This window comes from Brucella pseudogrignonensis, from assembly GCF_002252525.1.
In the GTDB taxonomy this organism is placed as follows: Bacteria; Pseudomonadota; Alphaproteobacteria; order Rhizobiales; family Rhizobiaceae; genus Brucella; species Brucella pseudogrignonensis.
In genome coordinates this window covers 1-22521 of the sequence record NZ_NNRM01000016.1, presented here as the reverse complement: position 1 = coordinate 22521, position 22521 = coordinate 1, and the positions used below count along the sequence as shown (strand labels likewise).

The following is a 22521-nucleotide window of genomic DNA, read 5'->3' as shown; positions in this document are numbered from 1 at the left end:
GGTTTGCAGCAAGATGGAATTATGAAACCGCTCGATCTTTTTATTTAGTCGCATTGTCCTTCGCAAAACCGCTTCGCACTTTTGCTGGAAATGCTTTAGTTATCGCTTGATTTTGTGCTGCAAACCTTTCCAATGCAGCAGAATCAAATCGCATCTCTTGAGGCAATCATGTCTGCGTCCGTATCACCGCTTGCTCCAAAACATTATCCATCAATGCCGGTCATTCACGGCGTCCGCATCGCAACAGCTGCAGCCGGTATCAAATATAAGGGCCGCACGGATGTCATGCTGATGGTGTTTGACAAGCCTGCCGAAGCAGCAGGTGTTTTCACTCGCTCACTATGCCCTTCCGCACCTGTGGATTTCTGCCGTCAGAACCTCGTACACGGCAAGGCACGCGCTGTTGTAGTGAATTCGGGCAATGCCAATGCCTTCACCGGCCTGAAAGGCCGTGAGGCAACGGAAGCAACCGCTCGAGCCGCAGCCAAGGCTGTTGGATGCAACACTACCGATGTGTTTCTTGCGTCCACCGGCGTTATCGGCGAGCCGCTTGATGCGTCCAAGTTTTCCGGTCTTCTGGACGACATGGCAAAATCTGCCAGCGACAATTTCTGGACTGAAGCTGCCAAAGCAATCATGACGACCGATACCTATCCGAAAGTTGCGACCGAAACGGTTCTGCTCGGACAGGTTCCGGTAACGATCAATGGCATCTCTAAGGGTGCAGGCATGATCGCGCCTGATATGGCGACGATGCTTTCATTTGTTGTTACAGATGCTCCGATCAAGGCTGACGTTCTGCAGAGCCTGCTTTCCAAGGGCGTCGGTTCGACGTTTAATGCAGTAACGGTTGATAGCGATACATCCACCTCTGATACGCTTATGCTGTTTGCAACAGGATCGGCGGCAGAACGCGGCGCGCCTGAAATTACGGACGCTTCCGACAAGCGTTTGGGTGATTTCAAAAAGGCTCTGGCTCGCGTGTTGAAGTCGCTGGCACTTCAGGTCGTGCGCGATGGTGAAGGTGCGCGCAAAATGGTCGAAGTCGAAGTGACCGGCGCGAAGTCGGCTGCTTCTGCCAAAAAGATTGCACTTTCAATTGCCAATTCGCCATTGGTAAAAACCGCTGTTGCCGGTGAAGATGCCAACTGGGGCCGTGTCGTCATGGCTGTCGGCAAGGCTGGTGAACCGGCTGATCGCGATCTGCTGGCTATCTGGTTTGGCGATATTCGCGTGGCGCATCAGGGCGAGCGTGACCCGGCTTATTCCGAAGAAGCGACCTCTGCTTATATGCAGGGCGAGGACATTCTCATTCGCGTTGATCTGGGGATCGGAAAGGGCAAGGCAACTGTCTGGACCTGCGATCTGACCAAGGAATATGTGGCGATTAACGGCGACTACAGAAGCTAATGTTTCGGGTTACAGTGGCCTGCAAATTGCGTTCTTCTTCGCTTCCGGTGCGCATGTGGCTTTAAGTACACTCCGCTCCGGTTCTCGAAGATCAACATTTTCGGCACACTGGAACTCTGAAACGGAGGAGAGAATTTGAATATGTCAAATCTTGCTATCGTTCGCCAGTTGGAGGCCGTCGGCTTCCGTGCCTGGCCCGCGACGTCTGTTCACTATGATGGAACATGGGCGATACGCATGACGGCAGCACATCCTTCGAAGCGGCTCAATTCGGTCAATCCGCTTGATCCGGGCGATACGCGCGATATTCCGGCGCGTATCGAACAGGCAGCGCAGCGGTTTCGCGTTTATGGCCGGGTTCCTTGTTTCAGGCTTTCGCCGCTGGCTCCTGTCGAGCTTGAAAATTATCTCGAAGGTCTCGGCTGGCAGCGCAAGGATGAAACCATTGTCATGACCGCCAATCTTGGCGAGCTTGATCTTACAGCTGAGCGCGATGAAACACCCTTGAAAGACATTGGTCGTTTTGTCGATGCTTCTATCGCTATTCATGGTCGCCCGACAGAACTTCGTCCAGGTTTCTCGGAATTGCTGGATGGCATTCGTCCTAACAAGGGGATGTTTGTTCTGGAAGAAGCAGGTCGCGCAGTCTCCAATGTGCTTTGCGTGCAGGATGGTGCGATGGCAGGCCTGTTTGACGTTGGAACCTTGCCTGAAGCGCGCCGTAAGGGACATGGCCGTGTATTGATTGGTGCGACGCTGAAATGGGCCAAGTCGCTTGGCGCAAAAACTGCCTGGCTGCAGATAGAGGCGGATAATGTTGCGGGACTGGCGCTTTACGAACGCTTCGGCTTTCAGGAAGCCTATCGCTACGCCTATCGGGAGAGCAATGAGAAATGAGCGAGATTAAATCCCGCCGTATAATACTGGTTGCAGCGTGTGCGCTGATCGATGCTGATGGTCGCGTGCTTCTTGCACAGCGTCCGGAGGGTAAATCACTTGCAGGTCTATGGGAGTTTCCCGGCGGCAAGGTAGAAGTTGGTGAAACGCCTGAAGAAACGCTGATCCGAGAGCTTCAGGAAGAAATCGGCGTGACGACAAAGGTTGCCTGTCTCGCCCCGCTCACTTTTGCCAGCCACACCTATGATGACTTTCATCTTTTGATGCCGCTCTATGTCTGTCGCCGCTTTGAAGGCGTGGCGCAGGGGCTGGAAGGACAAGCACTGAAATGGGTGCGCCCAAAGGATATGCGCGACTATCCGATGCCGCCAGCTGATGAGCCGTTGATCCCGTTTCTGATTGATTTGTTGTGAGCTGTGGAAAGACTCAAAATAGCTGACAATTCCTTACGATTTACAGCGCGCGTTAATCGATGATTCACTCCGCTGCGGCATTCTCCGAATTAAGTGCCTCGGAGTTAAGCCCATGAGTTTCGATAATAATTATTTTAGTGCAGATCATAATGAATATACGCCGGGCCCACTCTCGAAAGCCGGTCGCGGCATCTTGCGTGTTGTGCTTCTTTTCGGCTCGGCAGCTGTTGCTCTTGCCCTTATTATTGTGCCGGTCTTAAACGATCAGGCGAATAAGGTTGCGGCCCAATCGGTGTTGCCAGAGGGCATTGATCGGACCATGACAGGTTCGATCAAGCGTGACCCCGTTGTGATACGCAAAGCGCCGGTTCGCCCGATCTGTGTTATTGATGCAGATGGCAGTCATACGGGCGATTGCTGATAAGTTTTGAGTTTCGTATTTCCGAACACAAAACTGCATCACACTTTTGCTGAAACCACTCTATTCGACGTTTTTAAGTGCGTCAGCCAGTGAGGCCTTGGCAGAGCCAGGCTTCAATGGCTTTTGTTGTGATTCATGCGGTGCCCAGCCCGACAGCCAGATTGTCGAGAAGGTTGCGCGGATGCGGCCATCCGGATCGCTGAACCGTTCGGCATAGATTTCCGCTGCACGTAAGAAAAGCTTCTTTGAAACCGGCTTGCGTGAACGATCACGCAACACATTCTGCATACCCATGGCGCGCAGATCGGCCATCAAATTGAAAATGCTATCATAGCGCACCGTAACGTTATCAACGTCCGTCACCGGAAGTGCAAAACCTGCACGTTGCAGAAGACCGCCGACATCGCGAACATCCGCGAAAGGGAAAATGCGCGGCGAAGCACCACCCGTCAGCTCGATTTCAGCCTGTAAAAGACTTTCGCGCAGCTCGCCCAAAGTCCCGTTGCCGCTGAGCGCCGCGAGAAACAGCCCGTCAGGCTTCAGCGCACGGGCAATCTGTATCATTGCGCCCGGGGTATCATTGGTCGAATGCAGTGACAGCAGCGAAACGATGAGATCGGTGCTCTGAGGTTTGAGCGGCAAGGCTTCGTCATCGGCAACAACTGCCGCGAAGGGGCCATTGAGAAAGGTAGCATCGCGTTCGATGCGCAAAATCATCTCCGCTTTGCCAGAACGAGCAATGGCTGCCGCCGCCAGACCATTGTGCCCCGCGAGGTCAACAGCAACTGGAAATTGGCGTGTCACTGCATCCAGCCGATCTTCAAGATCTTCTGCGGCCCTTTTCAAAATGAAGTCTGCTCCCGGGATCGCGCGTTTAAATGCGCGACGACGAAACGCCAGCTGCAGATCGCGATCAAAAATAGCGTTTTCAGACGATTGGGCAGGTGAAGGGGCGGCCATTGCGATTCCGTCTTCTCTTTCGGATATGCGTCGGTAATATAGATACAGGCGTAGATGCATTCGAACGGGGGCGAATGCAATGGTTGATGACGAGAGGTCGCATCAAAGCTTGTTGTTGAAGCTGAAAACGAGCGTGCTGAGCGCCGTTCGCGGCGGCGTGCGCTATTCATCTGATGTGTTGTTTCCAGCGAGCTGTATCGGTTGTCGCATACAGGTTTCCGAACCCGGAACGCTTTGTCCGCATTGCTGGTCGCAATTGCGCTTTATCGAAAAGCCGTATTGTCCGGTGCTTGGCATTCCGTTCAATCATGATTTTGGCGAGAATTTCATGAGCGCTGAAGCAATCGCCGATCCACCGCCATTTCGCCGCCTGCGCTCAGCTGTGTTGCATAGGGGCGCTGCACAGCGCATGGCGGTAGCACTCAAGTTTCATGATCGAACCGATCTTGCGCCGTGGATGGCGCGCTGGATGCAACGCGCCGGAAGCGAGTTGCTGGATGAGTGCGATGTTATTTTGCCTGTCCCTTTGCACAAATGGCGGTTTTGGTCGCGCCGCTTCAACCAGTCGGCAGAGCTGGCGCGTGCTTTGGCACAATTAAGCAGCAAGCCTTTTGCACCACAGGCGGTTAAGCGTATTCGGCGTACCAATCAGCAGATCGGGCTTGGCTTGAAAGAGCGCAAGCGGAATGTCGATGGCGCTTTTCGGGTGCCAAAGGAGCATGACATTCATGTGCGCGGGCGGCGTGTGCTGCTGATCGATGATGTTTATACGACGGGATCAACGGTGAAGGCTGCCACACGAGCGCTGCTGCGCGGTGGTGCAAAAAGCGTGGATGTGCTGACATTCAGCCGGGTTCTGCCGGATTAGTGAACACATGAGGGGCTTCCAGATCGGTGTTTTGCCACTTATATAGAGGCCAACGAATGGAGTTTTATATGACTGACGTCACCATCTATACCCGCCCTGGCTGCCCTTACTGCACGCGCGCAGTTGGCCTTTTGAAGAACAAGGGCGTTGAGTTCAACGAAATCAATGCAGGCGCTACACCTGAACTGCGTGCAGAAATGCAGGCGCGTTCAGGCCGCAATACCTTCCCGCAGATTTTTGTCGGTTCTGTACATGTTGGCGGTTGTGACGATCTCTTTGCTCTCGACAATGCTGGCAAGCTCGATGGCCTGCTTGCTACCGGCGAACTGAACTAACATCATGATGGGGGAGACACCTATGAGCACTTTTCGCGCTGCTGCCGTTCAGATGCGTTCGGGCACCGATGTGGCCCGCAATGTTGAAGCGATGGAAAAACTTGTTTCCGATGCTGTGGCAAAGGGTGCTCAATATGTGCAAACCCCTGAAATGACCGGAGCGCTGATGCGCGATCGTGCAGCGCTTTTTGCAAGTCTGCGCGATGAAAATGAAGACCTTGTCTTCAAAGCCGCATCGGCACTTGCAAAAAAGCACGGCATATTCCTGCATATTGGTTCAACGGCTATTGCAGCCGGTGACGGTAAGATTGCCAATCGTGGCGGTATCTTTGCGCCTTCTGGTGAGAAGATTGCGACCTATGACAAGGTTCATATGTTTGATGTCGATCTCGACAATGGCGAAAGCTGGCGCGAATCGGCAACCTATGAGCCGGGCAAGGAAACGGTGATTGCCGAATTGCCTTTTGCCAAGGTTGGCATGGCGGTCTGCTACGATATTCGTTTCCCGCAACTGTTTCGCGCTCAGGCGCTGGCGGGCGCCAATGTGATTACGGGACCAGCTGCTTTCACACGTCAGACGGGTGAAGCGCATTGGCATGTTTTGCAGCGTGCGCGTGCGATTGAAAATGGTGCATTCCTGATTTCTGCAGCTCAGGGCGGTGTGCATGAAGATGGTCGCGAGACTTATGGTCATTCGCTGATCGTTTCGCCATGGGGCAAGGTTCTGGCGGAAGCGGCGCATGATGAGCCGGGTGTAATCGTTGCGGATATTGACGTCAGCGAAAGCACTGCTGCGCGTGCGAAAGTGCCGAACCTCAAGAATGCGCGTGAGTTTTCGGTGAAGGTCACCCAAGAGAAACAGGACGCATAATCTATGATCCGCTTTTCGCTTCATTGCGATCACGGCCATGAATTTGAAGGCTGGTTTCGCGACAATGCCGATTTTGATCGGCAGTCGGAGCGGAAACTCGTCTCTTGCCCTGTCTGCAACTCGCCGGAAATCCAGAAGTCGCTGATGGCACCTGCCGTCTCCACCAGTCGCTCGAAAGAGCAGGTGGCGATTGCCATGGATCAGGCGCAGAAGCAGGTGTTGGAGCAAATGCGCGAACTCAGCCGCAAGGTCCGCGAAAACGCGGATTATGTTGGCGATCAGTTTGCCGAAGAAGCGCGCAAGATCCACTTTGGTGAGACTGAAGCGCGGGGCATTTACGGTGAAGCGTCCAAGGAAGATGTTCATTCTCTCATCGAAGACGGCGTTGATGTGATGCCGCTTCCTGTTTTCCCGGAAGACAAGAACTGACAATAAACGATTTTCGATTGCGTGAGGGGACACGGCGCATGAAACTGATGGATTCCGCGCCTTTCCTGCTAATAGCGACGGGCATACTGCTGGGGCTTATTCTGCCACTGGGGAAGATCGCTGCCGAAGCAGGTGTTCCGCCTGCAATGTGGACATTCCTGTTTTCAGCCAGTGCGGGGATTATTCTGCTTCTGGTTTTGCTTGTGAGCAAAAAGCGGGTTGGATTTTCTGGTGGCAGGCTGCGTTATTATATTTGCACTGCCGCGATTTCCTATGCGCTGCCCAATCTCCTGATCCTGTCTGCGATCCCGCGGCTCGGTGCGGGTTTCACTGGTATAATGTACACGCTGTCGCCTGTCATGACGCTGCTCATTTCGATGGGGTTTGGTCTTCGTCGACCGAATGGTTTGGGTATCGCGGGCATTATCGTAGGCTTCATCGGCGCAATTATGGTTGCAATGACGCGTGGCGAGGTTGGCAAGCCAGCCGATCCTCTATGGATCGGGCTTGCACTTCTCATTCCGGTTTTTCTTGCGATGGGGAATGTCTATCGCACTCTCGACTGGCCGAAAAATGCTGATCCGACCGAGCTTGCGGCGGGAAGTCACTTGGCTGCAGCCGTGATGCTGTTGATCGGGATTGTTGTATTTAATGGCAACTTCCCGATTGAGACACTGGCGCTTGCGCCGATAACGGCAGTTGCTCAGGCCATTGCGTCAGCTGGCATGTTTGCCTTGTTTTTCCGTCTGCAGGCCGTTGGTGGTCCGGTCTACCTTAGCCAAATCGGTTATGTGGCGGCAGCGCTGGGGCTGATTTCCGGCACGTTATTCTTGGGTGAAAACTATCCGCCGCTCACATGGATCGGCGCAGTCGTCATCGCCATCGGTGTGGCGCTGACGACAAAAGCGCAGAAACGCTGATTAGCTAATTATTGAGGACGTTCTGCGAGAACCATGTAGTTCACATCGGTATCGCGTGAACGGCTCCAGCTATCAGCGAGCGGATTGTAGGTTACGCCCAATTTGTCGATGAGATTGAGACCGGCTTTGGAAAGTGCTGTTTCGAGCTCTTCCGGGCGCACCAGCTTTTCATATTGATGCGTGCCGCGCGGCAGCCAACGCAGCACATATTCCGCTCCGATGATCGCAAGGCCATAAGCTTTGAGTGTGCGGTTGATGGTGGCGACAAACATCAGGCCACCCGGCTTCACCATTTCGCTGGTCGCAGACATGAACAGATCGACGTCAGAGACGTGCTCAACCACTTCCATGTTGAGTACGACATCGAATTGCTCGCCAGCTTCGGCAAGAGCTTCAGCAGTGGTCGCGCGATAATCGACTTCGACACCGCTTTGGGCTGCATGAATTTTTGCGACTTCGATATTGGTTTCGGATGCATCTGCGCCGATCACCGTCGCACCCAGACGCGACATCGGCTCGCACAACAGGCCGCCACCGCAACCGATATCGAGAAAGCGCAGACCTTCAAACGGGCGCGGGCTGTTCGGGTCGCGGTTGAGTTTTTCGCAGACCTTTTCCTTGATATAGGCAAGGCGCGTCGGATTGAATTTATGGAGCGGACGGAACTTGCCCTGCGGGTCCCACCATTGCGCAGCGATGCGCGAAAAATGCTCGATTTCGGAAGCATCGATCGTGGTGCGGGCAGTCTCGGTCATATCATTCTCCTGCGGAAGCGCGTGCAATCCTGCTCTCAAGGTAGCGCTCTAAAGTCAAGGATCAAATCAAATTCCAGAATCCGAAGCGTTGATTATTGTTTCACGGGAATCACACCCTTGCGGAAGCGCGACATTTTAGCTATGTGACCCCGGGTTTGTCTGTCGCAAGAAAATAATGTTTCGGCAGGCGTTAGTGTAATTTTTCAAAAGACGGGACGTATCCTTAAATGGCGCGCATCGTGATGAAATTCGGCGGCACTTCTGTGGCCGATCTGGAACGCATCTCTAATGTGGCGCGCCACGTCAAACGTGAAGTCGATGCGGGCAATCAGGTTGCCGTTGTCGTCTCCGCAATGTCGGGCAAGACGAACGAACTGGTCAACTGGGTGCAGAACATGCCCAAGGTTGCCGGTGGCACGTCACCTTTTTACGATGCACGCGAATATGACGCGATTGTTGCTTCTGGCGAGCAGGTAACGAGCGGCCTTCTGGCCATCGCGCTGCAGTCCATTGGCGTTGACGCGCGTTCGTGGCAGGGCTGGCAGATACCGATCAAGACCGACAATGCGCATGGCGCAGCGCGCATTCAGGAAATCGACGGATCAGAAATCATCCGCCGCATGGAAATGGGGCAGGTTGCCGTTGTTGCCGGTTTCCAGGGTATCGGTCCCGATAATCGCATCGCAACACTTGGCCGCGGTGGTTCGGATACATCAGCTGTTGCCATTGCAGCAGGCGTTAAGGCTGACCGTTGCGACATCTATACCGATGTCGATGGCGTTTACACGACCGATCCGCGTATTGAACCCAAGGCAAAGCGCCTTTCCCGCATTACATTTGAAGAAATGCTGGAAATGGCTTCGCTTGGTGCCAAGGTTCTGCAGGTGCGCTCGGTCGAGCTTGCCATGGTACACAAAGTTCGCACCTTCGTGCGCTCAAGTTTTACGGACCCCAATGCACCGGGCATGGATGATCCGATCAACCCGCCCGGAACACTCATTTGCGACGAGGATGAAATCGTGGAACAGCAGGTCGTCACTGGTATCGCTTATGCGAAGGATGAAGCTCAGATTTCGCTCCGACGCGTGGCCGACCGGCCAGGTATCTCGGCAGCAATTTTCGGCCCTCTGGCCGAAGAGCACATCAATGTCGATATGATCGTCCAGAACGTGTCGGAAGACGGGTCGAAAACCGACATGACCTTCACGATCCCGACCGGCGATATCGACAAGGCACTGCGTGTTCTCGATAAAGTGAAGGGTGAAATCGGCTCGGACAATATCCAGTCTGAAACGGGTCTTGCCAAAATTTCCGTGATCGGCATCGGCATGCGCAGCCATGCTGGTGTTGCCGCCACCGCCTTCAAGGCATTGGCTGAAAAAGGCATTAACATTCGTGCGATCACCACCTCGGAAATCAAGATTTCCATCCTGATTGACGGGCCTTATGCGGAACTCGCTGTCCGCACGCTGCACGGCGTTTACGGTCTCGATAAGTAATCGGCTGATACACAGATTATTAGCCGGCTCTGTCCGGTCCATTTTGGAACAATGCCGCCCGCTAGAAATAGTGGGCGGCATTTGCTTATTATATAAGTTGTCAGATTTTCTGACGATTAGACTAGACGCGCGTGTCAAAAATGCTCAAAAAGGATTTGGCGTAACGCTTCGCAGGCGGGTAAAGGGAATCGGCTTTGCGACAAGGCTGAGCCTGTACCAAATGAGGAGCCTCCGACGATCATGCGTGATCTGACAACCGGTCCCCGCGTGCTGCTGAAGCGGTTGCGCGAATTGATGGCGGAACCACTGGAGCCGCAGGAACGCCTTGACCGGATCGTCCGTGAAATCGCGCAAAATATGGTCGCGGAAGTTTGCTCCTTCTACATTCTTCGTGCTGATGGCGTGCTTGAACTTTACGCGACCGAGGGTCTTAATCCACAGTCTGTTCACCTGGCCCAGCTGCGTCTGGGGCAGGGCCTCGTCGGTACGATTGCCGCGAGCGCACGCCCTTTGAACCTGACTGATGCGCAAAGCCATCCTGCCTTCGCCTATCTGCCTGAAACGGGTGAAGAAGCCTATAATTCATTCCTCGGTGTTCCTGTTCTTCGCGCTGGCCGCACTTTGGGCGTTCTTGTTGTCCAGAATCAGACCAAGCGGGCATATCGCGAAGACGAGGTTGAAGCACTTGAGACGACAGCAATGGTTCTTGCCGAGATTATCGCCACTGGCGATGGTCTGCGTCTGGCACGTCCAGGTATCGAACTGGATCTCGGCCGTCCGATGAGTGTCACCGGCAATGCGCTCAATGACGGCATCGGCCTTGGTCATGTCGTGCTGCACGAACCGCGCATCGTTGTCACCAACCTCTTCAATGAAGACAGTCAGGCTGAACTGACCCGGCTGGAAACGGCGCTCGGATCTCTGCGCATTTCCATTGACGACATGCTTTCGCGCCGTGATGTGGCTGTGGAAGGTGAGCACCGCGAAGTGCTCGAAGCCTATCGCATGTTCGCACATGATCGTGGTTGGGTGCGTCGTCTGGAAGAAGCCATCCATAACGGTTTGACGGCGGAAGCTGCGGTTGAGAAGGTGCAGAGCGACACGCGTGCGCGCATGGTGCATCTGACCGATCCTTACATGCGCGAACGCCTGTCTGACTTCGATGATCTGGCTAACCGTCTGCTCCGCCAGCTGATGGGGCGCGATGTCAAGACCATCGCCGAATCACTGGCTAAGGACGCCATTATCGTAGCCCGTACCATGGGTGCTGCCGAACTGCTCGACTACCCGCGTGAGCGCTTGCGTGGTGTGGTTCTGGAAGATGGTGCAGCCACCAGCCATGTGGTTATCGTTGCACGCGCAATGGGTATTCCCGTGGTTGGACAGGCCAAGGGCGCCGTTTCCATGGCGGAAAACAATGATGCCGCTATCGTCGATGGTGATGAGGGTATAGTGCATCTGCGTCCACAGTCGGATGTGGAAACCGCTTATGCAGAAAAAGTCCGTTTCCGGGCGCGTCGTCAGGCCCATTATCGCGAATTGCGCGATAAGCCTGCACTGACCAAGGATAGTGTTGAAATCGGCTTGCTGATGAATGCAGGGCTTCTGGTTGATTTGCCGCAGCTTGCTGCATCAGGTGCTGCTGGCATTGGTCTCTTCCGCACTGAATTGCAGTTCATGGTGGCGTCGACCTTCCCGCGTGCAGAACAGCAGGAACGTCTTTATCGCTCTGTGATTGAGGCTGCTGGCAATAAGCCCGTAACCTTCCGCACACTCGATATTGGTGGCGACAAGGTTCTTCCTTATTTCCGCACCATGGGTCAGGAAGAAAATCCGGCTCTTGGCTGGCGCGCGATCCGTCTGACGTTGGATCGGCCTGGTTTGCTGCGTACACAGCTGCGCGCGCTTTTGAAAGCGGCCGGTGGCCGTGAGCTTAAGCTTATGCTGCCGATGGTAACGGAAGTGAGCGAAGTCAAAGCTGCACGTGAGATCATTGATCGCGAAGTGCGTCATCTTTCGCGCTTTGCGCATACGTTGCCGCTCAATCTCAAGCTCGGCGCGATGATCGAAGTGCCTGCGCTTTTGTGGCAGCTCGACGAGCTGATGACGCTTGTTGATTTTGTCTCAGTTGGCTCAAACGATCTGTTCCAGTTCCTGATGGCGGTTGATCGCGGAAATTCGCTGATTTCTGGCCGTTTTGATCAGTTGTCGCCTGCATTCCTGCGCACGCTGCGTCACATTGTGGATGCTGGCAATCGGCATGGAAAATCGGTGACGTTGTGCGGTGAAATGGCTGGACGTCCATTGACTGCGATGGCACTGATCGGCCTCGGCTTCCGCTCAATTTCGATGTCAGCTGCGAGCATTGGTCCAGTCAAGGCGATGCTGGCAGCACTTGATGCAGGCAAGCTCAATGCCTTGTTAAATGAGAAGCTCGACAAGCCAAATGGCGCACATTCGCTGCGCGAATTGCTGCTTGAATTTGCCGAAGACAACGATATTCCGCTATAGCGTAGAAAATTGCATGAAATGTTTGGGTGCCGTGCCTTGTGCGTGGCGCTCAATACTGCTTATTCGCGCTGCTATTAAAGTTTTCAGGATATACCAATGATCGCATTGCCACAGGACCGAATGGACCAGCTTTTGAAGCGGTTCTCGATGATTGAAAGCCAGATGGCGAACAATCCGGATTCGGAAACCTACGTGAAGCTTGCTTCGGAATATTCCGAACTTCAGGACGTTGTCGGAAAAATCCGGGAACTGACCGATGCGCGTAATGAAGCGCGTGATCTGGCTGCGATGCGCGATGATGCTTCAACCGATGCTGAAATGCGCGCACTTGCTGTCGAAGAATTGCCTGAAGTTGAAAAGCGCATTGAAGGTCTTGAGCAGGAAGTCCAGATTCTGCTTCTGCCCAAAGATGCAGCTGACGAGAAGAATGCGATCCTTGAAATCCGTGCTGGTACGGGCGGGCTAGAAGCGGCTCTCTTTGCAGGCGATCTTTTCCGCATGTACGAGCGGTTTGCGTCGGAAAAAGGCTGGCGCGTCGAGCTGGTCTCTTCGAGTGAGGGCGATGCCGGCGGCTACAAGGAAATCATCGCGACCGTTTCGGGCAAGGGTGTTTTCTCCAAGTTGAAGTTCGAATCAGGCGTGCATCGCGTGCAGCGTGTACCGGAAACCGAAGCGGGTGGTCGTATTCATACGTCAGCGGCAACGGTTGCCGTGCTTCCCGAAGCCGAAGACATCGATATTGAAATCCGCAACGAAGATATCCGCATTGATACGATGCGTGCTTCGGGTGCAGGTGGTCAGCACGTCAACACGACTGACTCGGCAGTGCGTATTACGCATATTCCAACGGGTATCATGGTCGTGCAGGCGGAAAAATCGCAGCACCAGAACCGTGCGCGCGCCATGCAGATCCTGCGCGCGCGTCTTTACGATATGGAACGCCAGAAGGCTGAAAGCGAACGTTCTGAATCACGCCGCAGCCAGGTTGGTTCCGGTGATCGCTCAGAGCGTATCCGCACCTATAATTTTCCGCAGGGCCGCGTGACTGACCACCGTATCAACCTGACGCTTTATAAGCTTGATCGGGTGATGATGGGCGAGCTTGATGAGCTGGTCGATGCGCTGATTTCAGATCATCAGACCGCACTTCTGATGGAACTGGGCGAAAACGCGTGAGTGGCGAGCGCCTCGATCAGCTGATAGCTCAAGCCCGCACACGGCTGCGGGAAGGGGCCGTTGACACACCCGATCTTGATGCGCAATTGCTTGTTGAATGGGCGACCGGTGCAACGCGGCTTGATCTGATTTCATGGCCGGAAAAACTTATCGATGAAGATAAGGTTGCTCAGATAAACGAAGCGCTGGAGCGCCGCATAGCGGGTGAGCCGGTGCATCGCATTATAGGAATGCGCGAGTTTTATGGTCTGCCATTCCGGCTTTCACCAGAAACTCTTGAACCGCGTCCAGATACGGAAGCACTTGTCGAACTGGTTTCGCCTTATCTCGACAAGCTGATTGAGCAGCACGGTCAGGCACTGCTGCTTGATATGGGCACCGGAACAGGTGCGATCGCGATTTCGCTGTTGCATAAGTTTGAGAAACTCAACGGTATTGGGCTTGATGTCGCTGATGGCGCACTGGCAATGGCGCGGATCAATGCGCTGGCCAATGGTGTGAGCCAAAGGTTTGCGGCGCTCAAAAGTGACTGGTTCGCAAATGTGAGCGGCAAGTTTCATCTCATTGTCTCAAACCCGCCCTATATTCCAAGCAGGGATATCGAAGATCTTTCGCGGGAAGTGCGAGAGCATGATCCGATGGCGGCCCTTGATGGCGGCGACGACGGACTTAATTTTTATCGCGCTCTTGCAAGTGAGGCTCGCGCATACCTATATAATGATGGAATGATTGCCGTCGAAATTGGCGCAGGCCAATTTGACGATGTGAGCGCCATTTTTGAAAGCGCTGATTTCCATCTGACCAATGTTGCAAGTGATCTCGGTGGCCATAGAAGGGCCATGGTTTTCATAGATAAAGCTGCTGCGGGTATTTGACGGACTGAGTGCTAAAAAACGCTCGATGACCTCAAAAAAGCGCTTGGAATTTGCGGCGAAGCCGTTTAGTTTCCAGCCACCGTATAGAGCCAGAATGGTTTTGCCCGCTTGAGGGCGGTGGCGGAAATGCTCCATGACGAATTTAGGTCATGCTCCCGTGAGGGTTTTTCTCATGGGATGGTTTGTACGGAAGTGCACGACTTTCAAAAATAATTCCGAAGAGTTTGTCTTTTCGGGTAGGTCTTGCAAATGCCAATCCGAAAGGTTCGTGTTGTCTTTCTGACAGTACGGAACTCAGAACCATTCGATGTGTGGGAAGTTTTAGGGTGTGCTTCCTCCATGGCTCGATAATGCGACGCCGGTGGCTTTAGGCTACGGGAATTTGACGCCCTTTAATCTGAAAAGAGAAGACGATGAGGCCAGCACAGCAGAACAGGCGCATGCGCGGACGGGGGAATAACAATAATAACAACAATAACCGCAAGGGCCCCAATCCTCTGTCGCGTAATTATGAAAGCAATGGTCCGGACGTAAAGATCCGCGGCAATGCTCAACATATTGCAGAAAAATATACGACACTGGCTCGCGACGCGCAGGCGTCTGGCGATCGTGTCATGGCTGAAAATTATCTTCAGCACGCAGAACATTACAACCGGATCATCATGGCTGCCATGGCGCAGCAGAATATCCCGTATCAGCGCGAAGAAAGCTTCGACAGCGATGGTGGTGATGAGGATGAAGGCGGCTTCGTGCCTGCTGCTCCGGTCCATCAGCCTGTCAATGGTTCTGGTCCACAGCCGGTAATCGAAGGCACGCCTGCTGAAGTTGTTTACGGCGAAGAAAGCAATGAGGGTCGTTCAGACAATCGTTCCGACAGTCGCCAGGATAACCGTTCGCAGCCACGCGAAGGCCGCGAAAACCGTGATCGTCGCCTGGGTCGCGGTCGCCGGCCACAGCGCGAACGTTTCAATGCAGATGAATCTTCCGAGCAGCCAGTTGTAGAAGCACCAGTTGCCGCTGTTGCCGACGAACAGCCGGTTCCAGCGCCAGTTGCTGAAAAGCCAGCGCGCGCTGAGAAGCCTGCAAAGGTTGCAGAAGAATCAGCACCCGTTGTTGAAAAAGCTGCTCCCGCAGCAGAAGCACCGGTTGAAGCTGCACCTGAAGAGAAGCCAGTCCGCGCTACGCGCCGCCCGGGTCGTCCGCGCCGCGTTCCGAAGGATGAAGTTGCTGAAACAGCGGATTCCGATGCATAATTGCTGAAACAGCAATATGATTGATTTCAAAAAGATGGCGCGGTTTTCCGCGCCATTTTTATTTGTGTTTTAGCTGACTTTCCGGTCTTGCCGAAACCGCTCGATGTTCCCATATGCTTCCTTGGATAAGGAGCCAGCCGAATACGGGGGCTCCGTCACCAGAAGTCTTCCGATGCCAGAATGGGTCGGAGGGAAAAGGAGACATCATGAATATTGAGAAATACACCGAACGGGTTCGGGGATTCATCCAGTCGGCCCAGACATTTGCCCTTTCTTCCAGCAATCAGCAGTTTACGCCTGAACACCTTCTCAAAGTCCTTGTCGATGATGATGAGGGGCTTGTCGCGTCGCTGATCGAGCGTGCCGGTGGCCGCATCGCCGATGTACGCATAGGTTTGCAGGCAGCTTTGGAAAAACTGCCGAAAGTGACCGGCGGTAACGATCAGCTTTATCTTGCACAGCCATTGGCAAAGGTTTTCACCCTTGCAGAAGAGCTTGCGAGCAAGGCTGGCGACAGCTTTGTCACGGTTGAGCGCCTGCTCACGGCACTTGCAATCGAGAAATCTGCAAAGACGTCTGAAATTCTTGCTGCTGCCGGTGTGACACCGACCGCGCTCAACAAGGTCATCAATGACATGCGTAAAGGCCGCACAGCTGATTCTGCTTCCGCTGAGAGCAATTACGATGCGCTCAAGAAATATGCGCGCGATCTGACGGAAGATGCGCGTGCTGGCAAGCTTGATCCGGTCATCGGTCGAGACGAAGAAATTCGTCGCACGATTCAGGTTCTGTCGCGTCGCACCAAGAATAATCCGGTGCTGATTGGCGAACCGGGCGTTGGTAAGACCGCAATTGCCGAAGGCTTGGCTCTGCGCATTGTTAATGGCGATGTGCCGGAATCGCTGAAAGACAAGCAGCTGATGGCACTCGATATGGGCGCGCTGATTGCCGGTGCGAAATATCGCGGTGAGTTTGAAGAACGTCTGAAAGCTGTGCTTTCTGAAGTGCAGACGGCCGCTGGTCAGATCATCCTGTTCATCGACGAAATGCATACGCTTGTCGGTGCAGGTAAGTCTGATGGTGCAATGGATGCATCGAACCTGCTCAAGCCTGCGCTGGCGCGCGGTGAGCTGCACTGCGTTGGTGCGACCACACTTGAGGAGTATCGCAAATATGTTGAGAAGGACGCTGCCCTTGCACGTCGTTTCCAGCCGGTATTTGTCGATGAGCCAACGGTGGAAGACACGATTTCGATCCTTCGCGGTTTGAAGGAAAAGTATGAGCAGCACCACAAGGTCCGGGTTTCCGACTCGGCACTTGTCGCAGCCGCAACTTTGTCTAACCGTTACATCACGGATCGTTTTTTGCCGGATAAGGCGATTGATCTTGTCGATGAGGCCGCATCGCGTCTGCGTATGCAGGTGGATTCGAAGCCTGAAGAGCTTGACGAAATCGACCGCCGCGTGATGCAGCTTAAAATCGAGCGTGAAGCGCTGAAGGTCGAAACCGACACTGCTTCCATTGATCGGCTGCAGCGTCTTGAAAAGGAACTGACTGATCTTGAAGAAGAATCAGCGGAGCTGACGTCGAAATGGCAGGCTGAAAAGCAGAAGCTGGGACTTGCGGCCGACTTGAAGCGTCAGCTTGAAGAAGCACGCAACGCTTTGGCGATTGCACAGCGCGGTGGCGAATTCCAGAAGGCGGGCGAACTTGCCTATGGCACGATCCCGCAGCTCGAAAAACAGCTTGGTGACGCTGAAAGCAATGAGAACAAAGGCTCGTTGCTTGAGGAAACCGTGACGCCTGACCATGTTGGGCAGATTGTTTCCCGCTGGACCGGTATTCCGGTTGAACGGATGCTGGAAGGCGAGCGCGAAAAGCTTCTGCGCATGGAAGACGAACTTGCAAAGCGGGTCGTGGGTCAGGGTGAAGCGGTTCAGGCTGTTTCCAAGGCCGTTCGTCGTGCACGCGCAGGTCTTCAGGATCCGAACAGGCCAATTGGCTCGTTCATCTTCCTTGGACCAACAGGCGTGGGCAAGACCGAGCTTACCAAGGCGCTGGCTTCGTTCCTGTTCCAGGACGACACGGCAATGGTTCGCATCGATATGTCGGAATTTATGGAGAAACACTCTGTAAGCCGACTGATCGGCGCACCTCCCGGCTATGTCGGCTATGAGGAAGGCGGCGTTCTGACGGAATCCGTGCGGCGCAGGCCATATCAGGTAATCCTGTTCGATGAGATCGAAAAGGCACACCCAGATGTGTTCAACGTGCTGTTGCAGGTTCTCGATGATGGTCGTCTGACCGATGGTCAGGGGCGCACTGTCGATTTCCGCAATACGGTCATCATCATGACCTCGAACCTCGGTGCTGAATATCTCGTCAATCTTGGTGAGAAAGACGATGTCGAAAGCGTTCGTGATGAGGTGATGGGTGTTGTGCGGGCTGCGTTCCGTCCGGAGTTTCTGAACCGCGTTGATGAAATCATCCTGTTCCACAGGCTGCGCCGCGACGACATGGGTTCGATTGTCGATATCCAGATGAAGCGTCTGCAGGCTCTGCTGCATGATCGCAAGATCTCGCTGGAACTTGAAGACGATGCTCGCGAATGGCTGGCAAACAAAGGTTATGATCCGGCTTATGGTGCGCGCCCGTTGAAGCGCGTCATCCAGAAGGAAGTTCAGGACCCGCTGGCCGAACGCATCCTGCTTGGTGATATTCTTGACGGTTCAATCGTCAAGATCTTGCCCGGTTCGGACCGGCTTAACTTTCGCCCTATCCGTGTAATGGGTGAAGGGGAACCGGTGAAGGAAGACGAAAAGGCCTAAGCCTTAAACTCTGTTGTAAAAAGCGCCGCACTCATCCGATTGCGGCGCTTTTTTTCTTTTTGTGCAGAGGCGGCCACTTTCATGGCCATCTTCATGTCCAGTTCATCTGGCATTTGCTGTTATTGAGTAATCAATTGTTAACCATATAGTTGCATCCCTTATCCTAAGGTAATTCAGGGTTTCTTGTATGTCGCATCTCTTACGCATGCTTCGCTTCGGATTGTTTGGTTCTGCAATCATTCTTGCAGCAGGCGGTTCTGCCTTTGCGCAAACGCGCGATGCGACGACCAGTATTTCGCAGCCAATGCAACTGGCACAGCTATTCGATTGGGGCCATGAGCGTGGTCGCGACCGGGGAGTGCGCGTTTACACGGATGAATATGGCCGACAGATAACAGTCGATCGTCGTGGACGGGTCCTGCATGTTGAAGACCCTCGCGATTCCGGTCGCTATGCGAGTGGCGGTCAGCAGGATGGCGGCTGGTCTGACGGACCAGTGGGCGGCGGCGCCCCTTATGATGGTTTCGGCAATGTGCCAGAAGACCCAAACTATTATCCGGATGCTCCTTCGGCTCCGGGCTACGACAATAACCGTGACGGACAGGTGCAGCGTTCGGAGCTACCTCCGGCAGGCACCGAATATCCCGATACAGAATCACCGACTGCCAGCATCAATCGCGATCCCGGTTATGAGCAGCCGTCGACGCAGCCTCATGCCGTGCCAAATACGGACGATATGACACCAGCTATCGAAATGCCGAAAGGGCAGGGCGCAAAGCAGAAAATTGCAGCCTATCAGATATTACTTGATCGGGCAGGTGCATCTCCGGGTGTGATTGATGGTCGTTCGGGCAGCAATGTGGACAAGGCCGCTGCAGCTTATGGTGAGATGACGGGCAAGTTCCTCAATCCAACCGATGAAGCCGGGATCAATGCCGAGCTTGAAGCAACCGGCGGTGCTGCTTTCACCGAATATACGATTACGAACGAAGATGTCGGTCGCCAATATGTGGCATCGATTCCAGACGATTACGCGCATAAAGCGCAGCTTCCCGCTATGGCCTATACGTCTGTGACCGAAATGCTCGGTGAGAAGTTTCACATCGATGAAGCCTATCTCAAAGAAATCAATCCGGGTGTGAACTTCAATCAGCCAGGCTCGGTTGTGAAGGTGCCTAATCTTGGCAAGCCAGTCCGCTCCAAAGTTGCACGTATCATTGCCGATAAGGGCCGCAAGCAGGTCCGTGGCTATGATGAAACCGGCAAACTTGTCGTTGCCTATCCATCGACGATCGGTTCATCCGATACGCCTTCACCATCTGGTATTGTTCAGGTTCAGCGCATCGCGATCAATCCGAACTATACCTACAATCCGAAGATCAACTTTAAGCAGGGCAGCAATGACAAAGTGCTGACCATTCCACCTGGTCCAAACGGTCCGGTTGGTACGGTTTGGATCGCACTGTCAAAGCCAACCTATGGTATTCACGGAACGCCTGAGCCTTCGCGGATTGGTAAGACCTCCAGCCATGGCTGTGTGCGCCTGACCAATTGGGATGCGGAAGAGCTGGCAAAACTGGTGAAAGCGGGCGTAACGGTCGAGTTCACGGAATAACTCTTCGAACAGGCAAAACTGCTGATACAAAAAAGCGCGGCGCAGTTTCAAATTGCGTCGCGCTTTTCCGTTGACTTGCGAAAAGTAGCTCAATTTTTAGACGAAGAAAGTGCCTTAGCTCTTCGTCGATCCGCTCGATGCAACCTTTGTATCTGCATCATCATTATTCAGCAGCGTATCAATGCGATCGCGTTCCTGCTTGAAAGCTTCAAGTTCTTTGCCTTGCAGGGCTTTATTATCGGGCAGGCGGATACGAAGCGGGTCAACCTTGGTTCCGTTGACGATCAGCTCATAGTGAAGGTGAGGACCGGTCGAAAGTCCGGTCGATCCGACAAAACCGATGACCTGGCCCTGACGAACACGCTGACCGGCGCTCACGCCGCGGGCGATGGCATTCTGGTGGCTGTAGCTGCTGACATAGCCATTGGCATGACGAATCAAAGTCTGATTGCCATAGCCGTTTGTCCATCCGGCCTTCTCAACAACGCCATTACCCGACGCAATAATGGGGGTTCCACGCGGTGCTGCCCAATCGACGCCCGTATGCATACGGCTATAACCGAGAATCGGATGGCGCCGCATGCCGAACGGAGAACGGAACACGCCATTAGGAACTGGATTGCGAAGCAGGAACTGCTTTGCGCTCTTACCGTCTTCATTAAAGTAATCAACAGCGCCGTCCGGAGCCTGATACCTATAGAACTTGCGGGTTGTCCCGCTGAAGTTTGCAGCCACATAAAGAAGCTGCGACTCACCATCTGGCTTCTCTGGATCGTCTGGCAACGAGAAGAAGGCGTCGATCTTATCGCTCTGTGAAAGACGCGCTTGCAGATCGACATCGGTTGCCAGCATTTTTACCAGCTGCTCACGCATGGTTTCGGTCATGCCATAAGCGAGCGCTGCACGGCTTATGCCGTCATAAACACTCGGCAGATTGCCGCGAATCGCAGCTGGCGGTGCATCGCCGTCAAAAGCGGATGCAAGAAGCGGGGTTTCTTCCGGTTGATCCGACGGCACATATTGCTGTCGATCATTTAATGCGATGGTCACAAGATGCGTGGTGCGATGATAAACACTTGCGCGGACGATACGATCTTCATCATCTCGCGTTTCTGTTCCAATTCGCAGAACGCTGCCTTCTTTTAGGCGAGGCGAATTGAGCAGTTTTGTGAGTGCGCTCGCCATGTTGGTGGCGTCTTCACCGGAATAGCCAGCGCTTTCCAATGCCTGGTCGATTTCCATCGTCTGATGGAAAGGAATCAGTTCTTCGGAAAAGCCGCTGCCGGTTTCTTCGTCGTCGGCACGTTGTGCGACGCTCACATTTTCCTGAGTGATCTTCACGCCAAGAGCAGGGCTCAGTGCAAAAGAAGAATCCGTGCCACCAAAGCGGGCCGGATCCACATAATGCAGTGAGGCAACCTGAACATCGCCATCAGTCAACAGAACGCCTGTGTCGCGTACGACTTTTTCGACTTCATCGACGGTCAAGTCGTTCGATGCATCAAATGCAACGCTGTTTAATGGGAAATCCTCTACGCGTAGGCTGACTTCGCTTTCAACCTTCGCTCCATATATCTGCCCGGTATCGGCTGGTAGCGCCGCTGCCGGGCCTTCCGAGAAGATAGCCATAGCATCAAATGCTGGGTATTTTCGGCTTGTCGGATGGTCTACGGCCAACGTCATACTGACCAGCTCGAAAGGCCGCGTGCGAATGACTTCCCGCTCACCGACTTTTTGCATGGTCGAGAGATCGAAACGGCGACGATCATTGGCCTTCTGCTTTGATATCGTGCTTACAAGTCGAGCGCCCTTTGTGACGCTCGTATCATTGGCGATACCAGGCATGTCATTGCGTGCGAGAATTTCGGGTGGGGTCGCCAATTGTTCGCGACCATCAAGTGCCGCGAACAGCGCGACACCGATAAGCATACAAGATGTAACGCCGGTAAGAAACGTACCAGCAAGCCAGCGGGCAGAAACTTCACGCCTATCCGGTGGTCGCCGCCTGCCGCCTACTGTGAGCGGGGGCTCGTCACCCGGATCGAGATTATTCGGCCCCATTTCTTTCATGCTGCTCTTGTAGGCCCTTCTGCAAATCTGGCTGCCTCTATAAAAGGTGCGTGAACATCATTTTTCAGAGAGCAGCAAAGCTGCCGTCCGACGTATGGTGTCTTCCCTTATTATGGAAGTCCCTCAAGCGGGTAACTGAGTTTTGCCTGCCACGACAACGTAAGTCAACGATAAGCGGATCGTCTTTCGTTATTCACAGCGGTTTGCAGGCCAATTTTCAGTTCGCGGGACGCTATTCCAATAATGAGGCCGGTTTGTGGCTCGCCCCTATCTATAAGGAGCGGCGTCAGAGTTCTGTATATAAGCGTATACCGTGGAAAACTTGGTAGCTGTGGAAGTCTGTCAAAAAAAATTCAAATTAGACGCAAAAGCCCGTTGACAGATTTGTTGAGTGGGGTCTATATGGCGCTCACCG

The 22521-nt window shown here is 53.8% G+C and carries 19 protein-coding genes; 16 read left to right on the top strand and 3 right to left on the bottom strand.

What is annotated here, in order from left to right:
* Positions 1-168: 168 nt before the first annotated feature.
* The 4 genes from argJ to CEV34_RS05860 all read left to right on the top strand — a co-directional run bounded on the left by argJ (position 169) and on the right by CEV34_RS05860 (position 3141).
* Positions 169-1410, top strand: coding sequence for a bifunctional glutamate N-acetyltransferase/amino-acid acetyltransferase ArgJ (gene argJ / locus CEV34_RS05875; RefSeq protein WP_007872012.1), 1242 nt, complete (start codon positions 169-171; stop codon positions 1408-1410).
* A 141-nt stretch (positions 1411-1551) separates the two neighbouring features.
* Positions 1552-2307: a GNAT family N-acetyltransferase gene (locus tag CEV34_RS05870; protein WP_007872009.1), complete on the top strand. Its 756-nt coding sequence runs from the start codon at positions 1552-1554 to the stop codon at positions 2305-2307.
* Entirely contained in the window at positions 2304-2720 is a 417-nt protein-coding gene (mutT, locus tag CEV34_RS05865; protein ID WP_007872006.1) for an 8-oxo-dGTP diphosphatase MutT, read from the top strand. Before CEV34_RS05870 ends, mutT begins: the two co-directional genes overlap by 4 nt.
* 112 nt (positions 2721-2832) lie before the next feature.
* Complete coding sequence (locus CEV34_RS05860) at positions 2833-3141, top strand: hypothetical protein (protein ID WP_007872004.1); 309 nt, start codon at positions 2833-2835, stop codon at positions 3139-3141.
* Between the two features lie 60 nt (positions 3142-3201).
* On the opposite strand, the gene CEV34_RS05855 is transcribed toward CEV34_RS05860, so the two are convergent.
* Positions 3202-4101 (bottom strand): methyltransferase domain-containing protein, encoded by a 900-nt coding sequence (locus tag CEV34_RS05855; protein ID WP_007872001.1) that lies wholly within the window; start codon positions 4099-4101, stop codon positions 3202-3204.
* 79 nt (positions 4102-4180) lie between these two features.
* On the opposite strand from CEV34_RS05855, the gene CEV34_RS05850 reads away from it, so the two are divergent.
* The 5 genes from CEV34_RS05850 to CEV34_RS05830 all read left to right on the top strand — a co-directional run bounded on the left by CEV34_RS05850 (position 4181) and on the right by CEV34_RS05830 (position 7524).
* Complete coding sequence (locus CEV34_RS05850; protein WP_007871999.1) at positions 4181-4969, top strand: ComF family protein; 789 nt, start codon at positions 4181-4183, stop codon at positions 4967-4969.
* A 68-nt stretch (positions 4970-5037) separates the two neighbouring features.
* Positions 5038-5304 (top strand): glutaredoxin 3, encoded by a 267-nt coding sequence (gene grxC / locus CEV34_RS05845; RefSeq protein WP_007871996.1) that lies wholly within the window; start codon positions 5038-5040, stop codon positions 5302-5304.
* A gap of 22 nt (positions 5305-5326) precedes the next feature.
* The gene (locus CEV34_RS05840; protein ID WP_007871993.1) at positions 5327-6175 is read left to right on the top strand and encodes a carbon-nitrogen hydrolase family protein; all 849 of its coding nucleotides are present in this window, start codon (positions 5327-5329) and stop codon (positions 6173-6175) included.
* A gap of 3 nt (positions 6176-6178) precedes the next feature.
* Entirely contained in the window at positions 6179-6604 is a 426-nt protein-coding gene (locus CEV34_RS05835) for a DUF1178 family protein (protein ID WP_007871989.1), read from the top strand.
* Between the two features lie 38 nt (positions 6605-6642).
* Entirely contained in the window at positions 6643-7524 is an 882-nt protein-coding gene (locus CEV34_RS05830; RefSeq protein ID WP_007871986.1) for a DMT family transporter, read from the top strand.
* A gap of 8 nt (positions 7525-7532) precedes the next feature.
* Here CEV34_RS05830 and ubiG read toward each other — a convergent pair whose 3' ends face one another.
* The gene (gene ubiG, locus CEV34_RS05825; protein WP_007871984.1) at positions 7533-8279 is read right to left on the bottom strand and encodes a bifunctional 2-polyprenyl-6-hydroxyphenol methylase/3-demethylubiquinol 3-O-methyltransferase UbiG; all 747 of its coding nucleotides are present in this window, start codon (positions 8277-8279) and stop codon (positions 7533-7535) included.
* 227 nt (positions 8280-8506) lie between these two features.
* Between ubiG and CEV34_RS05820 the strand changes: the two genes are divergently transcribed.
* From CEV34_RS05820 to CEV34_RS05790, 7 genes are all read left to right on the top strand, one after another.
* Positions 8507-9778 (top strand): aspartate kinase, encoded by a 1272-nt coding sequence (locus tag CEV34_RS05820; protein ID WP_007871981.1) that lies wholly within the window; start codon positions 8507-8509, stop codon positions 9776-9778.
* A gap of 240 nt (positions 9779-10018) precedes the next feature.
* The gene (gene ptsP / locus CEV34_RS05815; RefSeq protein ID WP_007871976.1) at positions 10019-12289 is read left to right on the top strand and encodes a phosphoenolpyruvate--protein phosphotransferase; all 2271 of its coding nucleotides are present in this window, start codon (positions 10019-10021) and stop codon (positions 12287-12289) included.
* A gap of 96 nt (positions 12290-12385) precedes the next feature.
* Positions 12386-13465: a peptide chain release factor 1 gene (gene prfA / locus CEV34_RS05810; protein ID WP_007871974.1), complete on the top strand. Its 1080-nt coding sequence runs from the start codon at positions 12386-12388 to the stop codon at positions 13463-13465.
* Positions 13462-14340: a peptide chain release factor N(5)-glutamine methyltransferase gene (gene prmC / locus CEV34_RS05805; RefSeq protein ID WP_007871972.1), complete on the top strand. Its 879-nt coding sequence runs from the start codon at positions 13462-13464 to the stop codon at positions 14338-14340. Before prfA ends, prmC begins: the two co-directional genes overlap by 4 nt.
* A gap of 413 nt (positions 14341-14753) precedes the next feature.
* A complete protein-coding gene (locus CEV34_RS05800; protein ID WP_039859322.1) occupies positions 14754-15593 on the top strand; it encodes a DUF4167 domain-containing protein in 840 nt (279 codons plus the stop codon).
* 206 nt (positions 15594-15799) lie between these two features.
* On the top strand, positions 15800-18421 hold the full coding sequence (gene clpB, locus CEV34_RS05795; protein WP_007871967.1) for an ATP-dependent chaperone ClpB: 2622 nt from the start codon (positions 15800-15802) through the stop codon (positions 18419-18421).
* 205 nt (positions 18422-18626) lie between these two features.
* Positions 18627-20036 (top strand): L,D-transpeptidase, encoded by a 1410-nt coding sequence (locus CEV34_RS05790; protein WP_374891501.1) that lies wholly within the window; start codon positions 18627-18629, stop codon positions 20034-20036.
* Positions 20037-20150: 114 nt separating this feature from the next.
* On the opposite strand, the gene CEV34_RS05785 is transcribed toward CEV34_RS05790, so the two are convergent.
* Entirely contained in the window at positions 20151-22106 is a 1956-nt protein-coding gene (locus CEV34_RS05785) for a M23 family metallopeptidase (protein WP_007871964.1), read from the bottom strand.
* Between the last annotated feature and the right edge of the window lie 415 nt (positions 22107-22521).

Bases quoted from the DNA above. Each gene is read 5' to 3' on its own strand.
- argJ (WP_007872012.1), top strand. From the start codon at position 169: ATGTCTGCGTCCGTATCACCGCTTGCTCCAAAACATTATCCATCAATG.
- CEV34_RS05870 (WP_007872009.1), top strand. From the start codon at position 1,552: ATGTCAAATCTTGCTATCGTTCGCCAGTTGGAGGCCGTCGGCTTCCGT.
- mutT (WP_007872006.1), top strand. From the start codon at position 2,304: ATGAGCGAGATTAAATCCCGCCGTATAATACTGGTTGCAGCGTGTGCG.
- CEV34_RS05860 (WP_007872004.1), top strand. From the start codon at position 2,833: ATGAGTTTCGATAATAATTATTTTAGTGCAGATCATAATGAATATACG.
- CEV34_RS05855 (WP_007872001.1), bottom strand. From the start codon at position 4,101: ATGGCCGCCCCTTCACCTGCCCAATCGTCTGAAAACGCTATTTTTGAT.
- CEV34_RS05850 (WP_007871999.1), top strand. From the start codon at position 4,181: ATGGTTGATGACGAGAGGTCGCATCAAAGCTTGTTGTTGAAGCTGAAA.
- grxC (WP_007871996.1), top strand. From the start codon at position 5,038: ATGACTGACGTCACCATCTATACCCGCCCTGGCTGCCCTTACTGCACG.
- CEV34_RS05840 (WP_007871993.1), top strand. From the start codon at position 5,327: ATGAGCACTTTTCGCGCTGCTGCCGTTCAGATGCGTTCGGGCACCGAT.
- CEV34_RS05835 (WP_007871989.1), top strand. From the start codon at position 6,179: ATGATCCGCTTTTCGCTTCATTGCGATCACGGCCATGAATTTGAAGGC.
- CEV34_RS05830 (WP_007871986.1), top strand. From the start codon at position 6,643: ATGAAACTGATGGATTCCGCGCCTTTCCTGCTAATAGCGACGGGCATA.
- ubiG (WP_007871984.1), bottom strand. From the start codon at position 8,279: ATGACCGAGACTGCCCGCACCACGATCGATGCTTCCGAAATCGAGCAT.
- CEV34_RS05820 (WP_007871981.1), top strand. From the start codon at position 8,507: ATGGCGCGCATCGTGATGAAATTCGGCGGCACTTCTGTGGCCGATCTG.
- ptsP (WP_007871976.1), top strand. From the start codon at position 10,019: ATGCGTGATCTGACAACCGGTCCCCGCGTGCTGCTGAAGCGGTTGCGC.
- prfA (WP_007871974.1), top strand. From the start codon at position 12,386: ATGATCGCATTGCCACAGGACCGAATGGACCAGCTTTTGAAGCGGTTC.
- CEV34_RS05800 (WP_039859322.1), top strand. From the start codon at position 14,754: ATGAGGCCAGCACAGCAGAACAGGCGCATGCGCGGACGGGGGAATAAC.
- clpB (WP_007871967.1), top strand. From the start codon at position 15,800: ATGAATATTGAGAAATACACCGAACGGGTTCGGGGATTCATCCAGTCG.
- CEV34_RS05790 (WP_374891501.1), top strand. From the start codon at position 18,627: ATGCTTCGCTTCGGATTGTTTGGTTCTGCAATCATTCTTGCAGCAGGC.
- CEV34_RS05785 (WP_007871964.1), bottom strand. From the start codon at position 22,106: ATGAAAGAAATGGGGCCGAATAATCTCGATCCGGGTGACGAGCCCCCG.